Genomic DNA, 13,216 nt, shown 5'->3' on the forward strand with positions numbered 1-13,216 from the left:
CGTCATTGAATCGGGAGGTCGATACGGATGTCCTCGGCTATCCGGCTGCGAAGTCCGCCGGATAGCAGGACCTGTCGGATAGCAGGATCTGTCGGATTTCGGCGAGGCGAAGATTCCGGTTTAGGCGTGGCCGCGGAGGTGTCCGCGTGGCACGCGGACAGCCGAGGCCGCCTTTGACGTCCGACTGCCCCCGACGTCCGGCTTCCCACCCTGGCGTCCGAGGTCCGAGGTCCGGCGTCCGGAGCGCGTGATCCGGACGCCGGATCAGCGCCAGGAGTCGATGTGGCCGACGATCTTCGCGGGGGATCCGGCGGCGACGGCTTTGGGCGGCACGTCCCGGGTCACCACCGAGCCCGCGGCGACGACGGCGCTCTCGCCGATCGTCACGCCCTTGAGCACGATGGCCCCCGCGCCGATCCAGGCCCGGTCCTCCAGCACGATCGGTCCGCTCATCGGCTGCTCCACGCCGTCGACGACCATCGGGTGAAAGTCGTTGTCGAGTAGCTGGGTGTCCCACGAGACGTTGCAGCAGGCGCCGATCGAGACGCGTTCGCGCACGAGGATCTTGGCGAACCCGTTGATGTTCGCCCCGGGGCCGAGTTCCAGCACGCCCGAGTCGACGACGATCCGCACGCCCCGCTGCAGCGACACGACACCTTCGCAGCGCAGGCGGYCCTCGGGATGCACCCGGATGATCGAGGTATCGCGTCGGGTCGACAGCCCGAACGCGCCGAGCCCCACCCGCAGCGCCGCGCCCTCGGCGAACTCGATGCGCTCCCGGCCTTCGATCACGGTGGGGGAACCGGTCCAGATCGGTTGCCTGTATGCGAGCGGGTAACGCAGCCCGGCCACGAACGAGCGGGCCGAGGTCTCCTGCGCCGCCCGCAGCGAACGAACGTGCCGCACATACTCCCGCAGATCACTTTTGAACGCACCCACGGAGCAACAGTAGGCGCTGCCCAGGTGGCCGGACCGCCCGGCTGTCGGCTCGCCGGGTCGGGCGTGCCACCCTAGAGTCGTGCGCGAGCCCTCGACGGAGCGTGCACCACCGCCACGGACCGGCGATCGGAGCGGGAACGACGACGTCGGACCGCCAGGACGCCGGCCCGGGACGCYGCTGGGCCGGAACGACGACCGGGAGCCACACCGACGTGAGTGTCAGCGCCATCCACCGACCTGAACATCCGCAGGCCGGCACCCCAGTGCAGGCGGCTTCCGGGGACGGCGTCGCCGCCGTCGGTCCGGACGCCCCCTACGTGACCATCGTGCTGCCCTGCTACAACGAGCAGGACCATGTGCTGCTCGAACTCGAGCGCATCACCGCCGCGATGGACGCGAGCGGTTACTCCTACGAGGTCCTGGCGATCGACGACAAGTCGACCGACAACACGCTCGCGGTGCTGCGCGAGGTGGCCCCGCGGTTTCCGCGCATGCGGGTGATGCCGTTCCGCCGCAACGGTGGTTCCGGCACGGCCCGCCGGATCGGGACCCAGGAGGCCCGCGGCAAGATCGTCGTCTGGACCGACGCGGACATGACGTACCCGAACGAGCGCATCCCGGAGTTCGTCCGTTACCTGGACGACAACCTCGACGTCGACCAGGTCGTCGGGGCGCGCCGCACCGAGGAGGGCACTCACAAGTGGGCCCGGGTGCCGGCGAAATGGTTCATCCGGATGATCGCCCAGCGGCTGTCCGGCATGAAGATTCCCGACCTCAACTCCGGGCTTCGCGCCTTCCGCCGGGACGTCTCCCTGCCCTATCTGCGGCTGCTGCCCCCCGGTTTCTCCTGCGTCACCACGATCACGATGTCCTTCCTGTCGAACCAGCATCCGGTGGATTACATCCCGATCGATTACGCAAAACGGTCCGGAACGTCGAAGTTCCATCCCTTCCGGGACGCGCGGCGTTACATCCTTCAGGTGCTGCGGATGGTGATGTACTTCGATCCGATCAAGGTTCTCATGCCGGTCGCCCTGTGGATCATGGGCTTGGGTTTCGTCAAGCTGATCGTGGACCTGATCCGCTACGACTTCCACGTGGCGACGTCAACGCTGCTGGCGATTCTGGTCGGCTTCCAGATCGTCGTGCTGGCGTTGATCGGCGATCTGGTGGCCCGCTCGCGCAGCGACACCTGACCGGCGTGCGCATCGCGATCGTCGGTCCGACCCATCCCTACAAGGGGGGGATCGCGCAGCACACCACCGAGCTCGCGCACCGGCTGTCGGCGCGGGGCCACGAGGTGGCGGTCGAGTCCTGGTCGGCGCAGTACCCCGCGCGGCTCTATCCCGGCGTGCAGCRCGTCACCGAGCCCGAGATGGAGCCGTTCGAGGTCACCCGCTACCCGTTGTCGTGGCGCCGGCCGGACGGATGGATCCGGCTCGGCAGGCGCCTGCGGCGGCAGGCCGACGCGGTGATCCTGGTCGTCGTCACTCCCGTGCAGGCCCCGGCGTACCTGGGCGTCCTCGGCGCACTGCGGGCCCGGGGGCCGCGCGGCCGGGGCACGGCTTCCGGGCGAGCGGGTTCCGGGGGTGCGGACCCCGGGGGTGCGGGTCCCACGGTCGTCGCGCTCTGCCACAACGTCCTGCCACACGAGCGCCGGGCCGTGGACGAACCGCTGACCAGTGCGGTGCTGCGCCGGTCGTCGGCTGTTCTCGTCCACACGCCGGCCCAGGCGGAGCTCGCCGCGCGCCTCACCCCTGCTCCGGTCCTGGTGGCCGAGATGGCCACGCACCTGTGGTCCTCGGCTCTGTCGTCCTCGCCGCCCGGGCCGGTGGCCGGCCGCGGTGGGCCATCCGCCGACGTCACCCGGCGCAACCTGCTGTTCTTCGGGCTGGTGCGGCCGTACAAGGGACTGGACGTCCTGCTGCGGGCGTTGGCCCGCGGGCCGGCGGACGTCCGTCTCACCGTCGCCGGCGAGTTCTGGGGCGGGACGGGGGAGATCGCCCGGCTGGTCGAGGAGCTCGGCCTGGCCACCCGGGTGGACCTGCGGTCGGGCTATGTCGACGCGGCGGAGGTGCCCGCGCTGTTCGCTGGTGCCGACGCCCTGGTGCTTCCCTACCGGGCCGGAACGGCGTCGCAGAACGTCGGTCTCGCGCACCTGCACGGCGTGCCGGTCGTKGCGACCACGGTGGGAACGCTCGCCACCACGGTCCGCGATGGGGTGGACGGTCTACTCGTGCCGCCCGACGACGCGGAGGCGCTGGCGGTGGCGCTGCGGCGGCTCTACGAGCCCGGCGTGCTCGCCGGTTTGYGCTCGAAGGTCATACCGCCGGACGTTGACGGGGCGTGGGAGCGTTACCTTGATGTGACGTTGGGCGCGCTTGGGCGCACATGAGCCGTGGCGCATACGCGAGTCACGGCCCATCCATGGGTCACGGCCCATMCATGGGTCACGGCCCACGGGTGAATCGTGGACTCGGAAGGCGGAGTGGAATGAGCAAGGCGGACCGGATCGGCGGGGCTGACTGGACGGGCGGGGCCGACCTGTGAGCCCGGTGCGGGACGACGCCCTCGCCTTCGTGGGCCATCAGGTACATGTCATGCGCCGCCGGGAGGTCGGCACCCTGCTGTCGTGGGCGGGAGAACTGGCCGGGCGCACCCTGCTCGATGTGGCCGGCGGTGACGGCTACTGGGCCGGCCAGGCCGTCCGTCGCGGGGCTCGGGCGGTGTGCCTCGACCTCGCCCGRCACAAGCTGCAGTTCGGTCGCCGGCTGCGCGGGCATCCCGGGCTCGTCGAGGGGGACGCCTTGGCGCTGCCGTTCGCCGCGGCCACGTTCGACGTCGTCATGTCGGTCTGCGCCATCGAGCACTTCGACGATGGTCCGGCCGCGCTTGCCGAGATGGCGCGGGTGCTGCGTCCGGGTGGCGACCTGGTGATGTCCGCCGACGCCCTCACCCGGGCGGCGTCCTGGCCGGACCTGTTCGACCGGCACCGCGAGCGCTACCACGTCAGGCACACCTATTCCGGCGACCATCTCGCCAAGCTGCTCGATGATGTCGGGCTTGAGGTCATCCGGCAGACGTACATGTTCCGCAGCGAACGCGCCGAGCGGCTCTACCTGACTTTGTCCGCCAAGGGCGGCAGGACGGGATGGAACGCCGCGGCCGTGCTCTCGCCGGCCGTCGCCCTGTCGGACCGGCGGGCTCCCGACACCGCGGGCAGCGTCGTACTCACCCACGCCCGCAGACGGGAGGGCTGAACGATGGCGCCCGCCGGCCGGTCGGCAGGCCCGGGCCCCGGCCGTGAACCGCGCCGGCAGCCGGAGCACGACCCGCGGACGGGCCCGCCGGCGCCCCCCACCTCCCTGCGCAACCAGCGCATCCTCGCCGCCGTCCTGACAGTGCTGCTGTTCGGGCTGATCGTGGCCGGGACGGGTGCCGGGTTCGCGCTCTTCGGCCATCGGGGCTGGGGATACCTGGTCGGCGGGATCTCCTGCGTCGTGATGGTACTCGCGGCTCTGCGCGCCCGCGGCCGCTGACCCGCTGACCCGCCGGCCCCGGCTGTCCGGGGACCGGGCCGGCTGTCCGGGGACGGAGGAGGCAGGGGCAGACTGTGACCCGTGCGTGTGGGTTTCCTTGTCGAGCAGCTGCTCGCGCCGGTTCCCGGCGGGACCGGGCGCTACTCCGCCGAACTCGCGGCGGCGCTCGCCCGCACCGCCGCTCCCGAGGATCGGGTGACCGGGTGGTGTGCCGGGCRCCGAGAGGTCGGTCCGGCCGTGCTGCCCGGCGTCCTCGGTCCGTTCCGGCTCGGTCTGCCTCGCCGCGCACTCGCCGTGGCCTGGGCGCGTGGCGTGGGTCCGGCTCCGACGGGGGTAGACGTCATTCACGCTCCGACCCTGCTGGTGCCACCCGCGGGTGGCACCCGGGGGTTCGTGACCGGTTCGGTGGCGGACGCCCTGCGCGGCCTCGACGACCGGACCGGGTCCCGGCGCGGGCAACGGTCCGGTGGCTCCCGGCGTTCTCCTGGTTATCGGCGTTCTCCTGGTTATCGGTGCTCCCCTGGTTATGTGGACTCATATCCACCTTCCGGACTTTCCGGCGCGCCGCCCCGTCCGTCGCTGGCTTCCTGGGCCTCCGGAACCGTCGCGCCGGCCCTGGGCGATGCCCTGGACCGGCGCCGGCCGCGCCCGAAGCTCGTCGTGACGATCCACGACGCCGTTCCCTGGACGCATCCCGAGACCCTGACCCCGCACGGGGTCCGGTGGCACCGGCTGATGGGCGAACGGGCCGCACGCCACGCCGACGCGATCGTCGTGCCGACGCTCGCGGTGGCGGCCGAGATCGCCCGGCATCTGCCGATCCCCGAAGATCGCCTGCACGCGATCGGGGAGGGAGTCGCCGACGCGGTGGTCCGGGTTCCGCCCGATGCCGACGCCCGCGCCGCGCGGATGGGGCTACCCCCTCCGGGGCGTTATCTACTCACCCTCGCCACGCTCGAACCCCGTAAGGGCCTCGACACCGCGCTCGCGGCGCTGCGACGACCGGACGATCCGGGCCTGCCGTTGGTCCACGTCGGCGCGACCGGTTGGGGTGGGCTGGACGTGCGCGCGGCGGCGGCCAGGCACGGTCTGGGCGCGGACCGGGTGCGCACCCTTGGGCGGCTCAGTGACGAGGATCTCGCCGTGGTCCTGTCCCGTGCGGGCGTATTGCTCGCGCCGAGCCGGTCGGAGGGCTTCGGGCTGCCGGTCGTCGAGGCGATGGCGCACGGTGTGCCGGTCATCGTCTCGGATGCCCCCGCGCTGGTCGAGGTCGGCGGGGACGCCGCCGTGGTGGTCGGGGTGGACGACCCGGCCGCGCTGGGCGCCGMGGTGGCGAAGGTCATGGGCGATCCGGACCTGCGGGGGCGGCTGTCGGAGTCTGGACGTCTCCGTGCCCGGTCATTTACCTGGAAAGGGGCAGCACTGGCGACGTGGGCGCTCTACCGTCGAGTCAGCGGTTCCCCCGCCGTGTCCGTCGCCGACGACGGGCGGGCGTAGTGTTGCCCCCGTTGAGAAGCAAGCGGTCACCGTGAAGCAAGCGACCACCCCGTCGCGGGTGGCGCGTCAGGGAGGGAGCGCCGTGGGACCCCGGGTGCTCGTCGACGCCACTTCGGTCCCGGCCGACCGTGGTGGCGTAGGGCGTTATGTCGACGGGTTGGTCGCGGCGCTGGGCGCGACCGGCGCGGACATGGCGCTCGTCTGCCAACGGTCGGATGAGGAACGCTACAGCCGGATGGCCCCACACGCCACCGTTCTGTCCGGGCCGGCGGCCATCGCCCACCGGCCCGCGCGGTTGGCCTGGGAACAGACCGGGCTGCCACTGGTCGCCGAACAGGTGAATGCCGATGTCATCCATTCACCGCACTACACGATGCCGTTGCGGGCGCACCAGCCCGTGTGCGTGACGATTCACGATGTCACCTTCTTCACCGAGCCCGACATGCACACCGCGGTGAAGGGCACGTTCTTCCGGTCCGCGATGCGCACCGCGGTGCGCCGGGCGGCCCGGATCATCGTCCCCTCGAAGGCCACCCGGGACGAGTTGGTGCGGGTGCTCGACGGGGAGTCGACGACCACCGACGTCGCCTACCACGGCGTCGACACGTCGACCTTCCATCCGCCGACCGAGGAGGACAAGCGGCGGGTGCGCCGCCGGCTCGGGCTCGGCGACTCGCGCTACGTCGCGTTCCTCGGGATGCTGGAGCCGCGCAAGAACGTGCCGAACCTCATCCGGGGCTGGGCCGAGGCGGTGCACTGGCGGGACGAGCCGCCCGCGCTCGTCCTGGCCGGCGGCTCCGGCTGGGACGACGACGTCGATGCCGCCGTCGCCTCGGTGCCGAGCCACCTGCGGGTGATCCGGCCGGGTTATCTGCGCTTCTCCGACCTGCCGGGCTATCTGGGAGGTTCGTCACTGGTGGCGTATCCCTCGCACGGTGAGGGCTTCGGGCTGCCGGTGCTGGAGGCGATGGCCTGCGGCGCCCCGGTTCTCACCACGCCGCGTCTGTCGCTGCCGGAAGTCGGCGGCGACGCCGTCGCCTACACTCAGCCGGACGCCGGCTCGATCGCCCGGGAGATGGGCGCCCTGCTCGATGACGCCGAGCGGCGCAGGCAACTCGGTGAGGCCGGTCTCGCCCGGGCCCGGGAGTTCACCTGGGCGGCCAGCGCCGAGGCGCATCTCGCGAGCTACGCGCGGGCGGTCGCCGAGCACTGAGGCGCCCGTCGGCCCGGCCCCGGGGCGAGGACCGCCGCAAAGGGCGCGCTACGGTCTCCTCGGTGCACAAGGTGCCGTGCGTCGTCACGGGAATGTGTCGGGCGACCGGTGGTGGGCGAGAACGGGCGGGCGAGACATGGGTGTGGATCCGGAGATCCGGGTCGTCGTCGTGACCTTCCGGTCCGGGGAGGTGATCGGAGCCTTCCTCGACTCGCTGGCGAAGGCGACCACGCGGCCCTACGAGGTCGTCGTGGTGGACAACTCGCCGCACCTCGACGAGGGCACGGCGGCGGCCGCCGAGCGGGCCGAGGTGCGCTTGGTGCGCCCGGGTCGCAACCTCGGCTACGGCACCGCGGTCAACCGTGGTGCCGCCGGAGCCCGCGGGCCCTGGCTGGTGATCTCCAATGCCGACATCTCCTTCGCGCCCGGTGCGGTCGACGAACTGCTTGCCGCGGCCGACCGCTGGCCGGGGGGCGGGGCCTTCGGCCCGGGGATCATCAATCCGGACGGGGCGCTCTACCCCTCGGCCCGGGACCTGCCCTCGCTCGGCCGCGGGGTGGGGCACGCCTTGTTCGGCTGGTGTTGGCCGACGAACCCGTGGACGGCCTCCTATCGGCGGSAGCGGGGTCTCCCCCAGGAGATGACCGCCGGCTGGTTGTCCGGTTCCTGCCAGCTGCTGCGCCGGGAGGCGTTCGAGGCGGTCGGCGGGTTCGACGAGTCCTACTTCATGTTCATGGAGGATGTCGACCTCGGCCGCCGCATCGGCGAGGCGTCCTGGCAGTCGGTGTACGTGCCGTCCGCGGTGGTCGAGCATCTCGGCGGACACTCGACGAAGCGGTCGTCACGGCGGATGGTGCTGGCTCATCACCGCAGCATGTTCCGCTACCTGTCCTGGCAGTACCCCGGCAACGCGCGCGCGCCGCTGCGGCTGCTGCTCGGGGTCGGTCTCGTGGTTCGGCTGCTGCTCGCGCTGATCTTCGCCCGGGACAGCGCGGGGGCGAAGGCGACCCGTTCTGCGGATCTGCTTCCCCGGGGTGGTGCCGCGCGGGGCGCCTGAGCGGACCGCGGCCGGCCGATGGCCGGCAGGCGAGTTGCTGGTAGTCATGGATGTCCTGGATGTCCGAGATATTTGGAATATCCGGGCGGCTTGGTGAACCCCGGTCCGACACAACGTGTCGAAACCATGGCATGCCGTTCGTCGTATGGTCCTGACCCCGATCCGTTTTCAGCGTCCACCGCGTGTTCTGCGACACTGACGCCCCATGGACGCAGTGATGCTTGTCGGCGGTCAGGGGACCCGCCTGCGACCRCTCACGATGTCGGCGCCGAAGCCGATGTTGCCGGTCGCGGGGGTGCCGGTCACCGCGCACATGCTGGCTCGCGCGCGAGACGCGGGAATCGACCGGGTGGTGCTCGCCACCTCGTACCGGGCGGAGGTCTTCGAGGAGTACTTCGGGGACGGCTCGGCGCACGGACTCCAGCTGGAGTACGTCACCGAGACCGAGCCGATGGGCACGGGCGGTGCGATCCGCAACGTGGCCGAGCGGCTCCACGGGGGACCGGGCGATCCGGTCGTGATCTTCAACGGTGACATCCTCGCCGGTCTGGACATCCAGGCCCTCGTCGCGCGGCACACGGGGACCGGCGCGGCGGTCACCCTGCATCTGACCCGGGTGGTGGACCCGCGTGCCTTCGGGGTCGTGCCCGTCGACGACGATGGTCGCGTCACCGCCTTCCTKGAGAAGACCCCGGACCCGCCCACCAATCTGATCAACGCCGGGTGCTACGTGTTCCGGCGGTCCGTCATCGACACGATCCCGACGGGACGACCGGTCTCGGTCGAGCGGGAGACCTTCCCGGGACTGCTGGCCGCCGGCACGGCGGTCATGGGTTACCCGGATGACACCTACTGGCTCGACCTCGGAACTCCCGCGGCGTTCGTGCAGGGCAGTCGCGACCTGGTGACCGGCCGGATGGCGTCGCCGGCGCTGCCGGGGCCGGTCGGGGACTGCCTGGTGCTGCCCGGTGCCGTCGTGGCCGCCGACGCCAAGATCGGTGGCGGGGCGACCGTCGGGGCCGGCGCGTGGGTCGGCGCGGGTGCCGCGATCGACGGTGCGGTGCTGTTCGACGGTGCGGTTGTCGAGGCCGGGGCGGTCGTGCGGGACAGCGTGATCGGTCGGGACGCGGTGATCGGCTCCGGTGTCGCGCTCGACGGGGTGGTCATCGGCGACGGGGTACGGATCGAGCGAGGCAACGAACTACGGTCCGGGGCGCGCGTGTTCCCCGGAGTCGTCCTCTCGGCGGGCGCTGTGCGATTCAGCTCGGACCGCACCTGAGCGCAGCCGACCGGTTGCGGGTGGCGGCGGACCACTGGTAGCGCCGCCGCGTTTCCTCACGACGCGGCGGCTGCGGTCCGTCCGTGCGGAGATCTCGCGGACATCCACGGACGGGGAACAAAAACCGTCCGCTGAATGCGGCGATTCCGCGCCGTGGCCGAGGACAATCGCACTCATGAGGTTCAGCGTGGAACGCGACGCGTTCGCCGACGCGACCGGCTGGGCCGCTCGGCATCTGCCCAACCGGCCGGGCCCGGCCCGGAACGTCCTGACCGGCATCCTGCTCGCCGCGGGCCATGGCTCCCCGGCGTCTCCCGGTTCCGCGGCGGTTCCCCTGCCGTCGGGCTCCGCGGCGTCTCCCGGTTCCGCGGCGGTTCCCCTGCCGTCGGGCTCCGCGGCGTCTCCCGGTTCCGCGGCGCCCCTGGGGGCGGCCACGGCCTCGGTCCTGACGATCTGCGCGTACGACACGGAGGTGGCGGTGCGGGCTCCGGTCGCGGCCTCGGTGGACGAACCGGGGCGGGTGCTGGTGCCCGGCCGGCTCCTCACGGACATCGTGCGCAGCCTGCCCGCGACGACGGTCGACGTCGTGGTCGACGGTGACCGGCTGGTCCTGCGCTGCGGCAGCGTCCGTTTCACCGTGCCGCTGATGGACCCGGGTGAGTACCCGCAGCTCCCTAGCTTTCCCGGACCGATCGGCGAGGTGGACACGCTTGGGTTCGCGTCCGCGGTCGGTCAGGTCGCCCCGGCGGCCGGCCGGGACGAGACCATGCCCGTGCTCACCGCGGTCCGGATGGAGATCTCCGGGCGTGGGCTGGCCCTCGTCGCCACCGACCGGTACCGGCTCGCGGTACGCGGCATACCCTGGCAGCCGACAGTCGACGATCCGTGGGCGCTCGCGCACGTGCCTGCCAAGGTTCTCGCCGAGGTGGCCCGCACGCCGACGTCGGCCTCCCGCATCGTGATTGGTCTGGACCTCGACGATCCGTCCGGCGCCCGGCTCGGCCTCGCCGCCGGCGGCCGGCAGACCATCGTCCGGCTCATCGAAGGGACGTTTCCCAACTACCGCAAGCTCCTGCCCGAGGCGGCCGCGCTCGTCGTCACCGCGCAGACCGCGGCGCTCGCCGCGGCGGTCCGTCGGGTGGCCGTCGTCGCCACCCGCACCGGGCCGCTGSGGTTCACTTTCACCCACAACCAGGTCGTCGCCGAGGCCGGGGACGGTGGTGGCGCACAGGCCAGCGAGACGATTCCGGTCGAGTACGCAGGTCCCGAGCTCTCGGTGCTGTTCAATCCGTCCTACCTGCTGGACGGGCTCGGTGCCGTCGAGGACGATCAGGCGACGATCGGGTTCGTTGACGACGATCCGGTCGAGGCCGCCGCGAAACCCGCGGTGCTCACCGGCAAGGACAGCGGCCGCGGCGCTGTCGACGAGGGCGCCTACCGCTACCTACTGATGCCGATCCGCCACGGCGGGGGCTGAGCCGAGGGCCAGGACCGTTCCTCCTGATCGTCTGGTTCGGCGGTCCAGGGTATGGATCCGGGGTGATGAGCCGGCCCGGCCGCGGCCCTGACGAGGACCGGACAGCCTTGTACCCGGATAGCCGGAGACAGGCCACAGATACGCCGAAGAAACACCGTGGGAAATTCGTCCCGCGGCCTCCGCGCGACCCCGCTCGGGTTACCGATGCGGAGAGAACCCGACATCTCCCGTTCGGGATCCGGCCCCTCCTGTTTCCCCGGTTCTTACCTCTGGTGCACTGACGATGTCCGGTGGAGGCTCTAACCTGATCTGGCTCCACGGTAAGAACTCGTTGTTACTTTTCTGGTTCCTCGGGAGGCCTGCCGTGTCCGTTCTCGCCGGTGTCCGGCGTTCACGTCTCGTGTTGACCGCGTTTGCCGTCGGTCTGATCGTCGCCGTGCTCGTATCCTGGAATATCGCGCCCGCGCGGGCGGCGGCGCTGCCCAGCCCTGACCATGTCGTCGTGGTGGTGTTCGAGAACCATTCCTACTCGCAGATCATCGGTAGTTCCAGCGCCCCTTACATCAACAATACACTGAAAAGTGGTGGCGCCAACCTCACCGCGTCGTACGGCCTGACCCACCCGAGCCAGCCCAACTATCTCGCCCTCTTCTCCGGAGGTACCCAGGGCATCACCAACGACAACTGCTACACGCCGGGGTTCAGTAGCGCCGCCAATCTCGGCTCCGAGCTGATCGCCGCCGGTCGCACCTGGGGAAGCTACAACGAGGGCCTGCCCGCCGAGGGCTCGACGGTGTGCACCAACAGCAGCACCAAGTATGCGCGCAAGCACAATCCATGGTTCGCCTTCAGTAACGTGCCGCTGAACACCGCCCACACCTTCGCCCAGTTCCCGAGCAACTACTCCACGCTGCCHAAGGTCTCGTTCGTCATCCCGAACCTGTGCAACGACATGCACGACTGCTCGGTCTCCACCGGTGACACGTGGCTGAAGAGCAATCTCAGCGCCTACGCGACCTGGGCCCAGACCCACAACAGTCTGCTCATCGTGACCTTCGACGAGGACAACGGCTCCAGCGGCAATCACATCACCACGGTGCTCTACGGAGYGCACGTCACCCCCGGAAGCAGCTCGTCGACGACCTACAACCACTACAACGTGCTACGTACCCTGGAGGACCTGAGTGGACTGACCACCCACGCGGGTAACGCCGGAAGCGCATCGGACATCACCGGTATCTGGAGCTAGCACCGGTATCTGGAGCTAGCCGGGCGGGCCGTGCCCGGGACGGTGCTCGTCCTGGGCGGCCCGCCTCGTCACCGACATCTCCGCCCCGGCCGAGAGGGTTAGGGTGCCGGGGCCGGGGTGGTGGGCGACAGTGACATGGTGCCCGCGCCGGGGATCGGGGAGGCGGCCGCGCCCGGATCCACCAGGGGGCCGTCCGCCGTCACGTTCAGGGTGCCGCCCGCCGCGCCGGACTCCGGCGCGGTCGGTGAGTCCCAGGTGGCCCCGGCGGCGTCCGGGTTCGCATGCTTGGTGACGAAATCCTTGATTACGTCCGCGGAGACCGTCGAGCAGCGCTGGGTGCGGTCCCAGGCGGTCAGGACGAAGTGCTTGTTGTCGACGAAGGTGCTCCGGGGCCAGGGCACACCGATGAACCGCGGCCCGGCGTCCGCCGCGAGCTTGCGCAGCTTGTCGACCTGATCCGTCGGCAGGCTCTTGTCGTACCAGCCGATCACGAAGCCGTGTTCGAGGTTGTGTACGGCCCGTTCCACCGAGATGCCCGAGTTCGGGTTGTAGAAGGGAATGCCGTCGGGCAGGGGGTCGGGGTTGTGGTTACCCGAGGATGGCGGTGACGCCTCGTACGTGACCGCCGTGCTGACGTGCGTCGAGCCGCGGAACGGGTCGTTCGCCGTGCCGGTGCACCCGGCCGCGGTGGCGGCCGCCGAGGCCGGCGCGACGTAGCCGACCTTGCGGGCCTCGTTCTTCGATCTGCTGTCCGCGACGCTGTAGATGATGATGCCGACGAGGAGCGCGACGGCGACGAGCCCCGACGTCCCGTAGATGAGCAGCGCGCGGCGGCGTTCCCTGCGCTTCTGTTCACGGCGCAACTGCTCGAGCCGGGTGTTGCGTTCGACGCTCTTCTTACCCACGGCAACTGATCCTACGAAGTGTTGAACCACGTCGTCCGGGCAGGATGGATCCGACCCGCCG

At 70.9% G+C, this 13,216-nt stretch carries 12 protein-coding genes; 10 read left to right on the forward strand and 2 right to left on the reverse strand.

Annotated elements, in window-relative coordinates; genetic code table 11:
* Nucleotides 1-264 precede the first annotated feature (264 nt).
* Nucleotides 265-939, reverse strand: a complete 675-nt coding sequence (locus CcI156_RS06610) for a DapH/DapD/GlmU-related protein (protein ID WP_175637544.1) — start codon at nucleotides 937-939, stop codon at nucleotides 265-267.
* 212 nt (nucleotides 940-1,151) lie between these two features.
* Here CcI156_RS06610 and CcI156_RS06615 point away from each other — a divergent pair, with 212 nt between their 5' ends.
* The 10 genes from CcI156_RS06615 to CcI156_RS06660 all read left to right on the forward strand — a co-directional run bounded on the left by CcI156_RS06615 (nucleotide 1,152) and on the right by CcI156_RS06660 (nucleotide 12,250).
* Nucleotides 1,152-2,135, forward strand: a complete 984-nt coding sequence (locus tag CcI156_RS06615; RefSeq protein ID WP_023839898.1) for a glycosyltransferase family 2 protein — start codon at nucleotides 1,152-1,154, stop codon at nucleotides 2,133-2,135.
* 5 nt (nucleotides 2,136-2,140) lie between these two features.
* Nucleotides 2,141-3,334, forward strand: a complete 1,194-nt coding sequence (locus CcI156_RS06620) for a glycosyltransferase family 4 protein (protein WP_076804779.1) — start codon at nucleotides 2,141-2,143, stop codon at nucleotides 3,332-3,334.
* A 151-nt stretch (nucleotides 3,335-3,485) separates the two neighbouring features.
* Nucleotides 3,486-4,199, forward strand: coding sequence for a class I SAM-dependent methyltransferase (locus CcI156_RS06625; protein ID WP_011435185.1), 714 nt, complete (start codon nucleotides 3,486-3,488; stop codon nucleotides 4,197-4,199).
* Between the two features lie 3 nt (nucleotides 4,200-4,202).
* Nucleotides 4,203-4,478 (forward strand): hypothetical protein, encoded by a 276-nt coding sequence (locus tag CcI156_RS06630; RefSeq protein WP_011435186.1) that lies wholly within the window; start codon nucleotides 4,203-4,205, stop codon nucleotides 4,476-4,478.
* 81 nt (nucleotides 4,479-4,559) lie between these two features.
* On the forward strand, nucleotides 4,560-5,975 hold the full coding sequence (locus CcI156_RS06635; RefSeq protein ID WP_076804781.1) for a glycosyltransferase family 1 protein: 1,416 nt from the start codon (nucleotides 4,560-4,562) through the stop codon (nucleotides 5,973-5,975).
* A gap of 82 nt (nucleotides 5,976-6,057) precedes the next feature.
* Nucleotides 6,058-7,188 carry a glycosyltransferase family 1 protein gene (locus tag CcI156_RS06640; RefSeq protein ID WP_011435188.1) on the forward strand — a complete coding sequence of 377 codons (1,131 nt, stop codon included), beginning with the start codon at nucleotides 6,058-6,060 and terminating at the stop codon, nucleotides 7,186-7,188.
* 136 nt (nucleotides 7,189-7,324) lie between these two features.
* Nucleotides 7,325-8,245, forward strand: coding sequence for a glycosyltransferase family 2 protein (locus CcI156_RS06645; protein WP_175637545.1), 921 nt, complete (start codon nucleotides 7,325-7,327; stop codon nucleotides 8,243-8,245).
* Between the two features lie 205 nt (nucleotides 8,246-8,450).
* Nucleotides 8,451-9,524, forward strand: coding sequence for a sugar phosphate nucleotidyltransferase (locus tag CcI156_RS06650; protein ID WP_011435190.1), 1,074 nt, complete (start codon nucleotides 8,451-8,453; stop codon nucleotides 9,522-9,524).
* Between the two features lie 175 nt (nucleotides 9,525-9,699).
* A complete protein-coding gene (dnaN, locus tag CcI156_RS06655) occupies nucleotides 9,700-11,001 on the forward strand; it encodes a DNA polymerase III subunit beta (RefSeq protein ID WP_076804783.1) in 1,302 nt (433 codons plus the stop codon).
* A gap of 364 nt (nucleotides 11,002-11,365) precedes the next feature.
* On the forward strand, nucleotides 11,366-12,250 hold the full coding sequence (locus CcI156_RS06660) for an alkaline phosphatase family protein (protein ID WP_076804785.1): 885 nt from the start codon (nucleotides 11,366-11,368) through the stop codon (nucleotides 12,248-12,250).
* 98 nt (nucleotides 12,251-12,348) lie between these two features.
* Here CcI156_RS06660 and CcI156_RS06665 read toward each other — a convergent pair whose 3' ends face one another.
* Nucleotides 12,349-13,155, reverse strand: coding sequence for a DUF3105 domain-containing protein (locus tag CcI156_RS06665; RefSeq protein ID WP_023839903.1), 807 nt, complete (start codon nucleotides 13,153-13,155; stop codon nucleotides 12,349-12,351).
* Nucleotides 13,156-13,216: the final 61 nt, after the last annotated feature.

This window comes from Frankia sp. CcI156, from assembly GCF_001983015.1.
In the GTDB taxonomy this organism is placed as follows: Bacteria; Actinomycetota; Actinomycetes; order Frankiales; family Frankiaceae; genus Frankia; species Frankia casuarinae.

Excerpts from the sequence above, each read along its gene's own strand:
- CcI156_RS06630 (WP_011435186.1), top strand. The coding sequence starts at position 4,203 with ATGGCGCCCGCCGGCCGGTCGGCAGGCCCGGGCCCCGGCCGTGAACCG.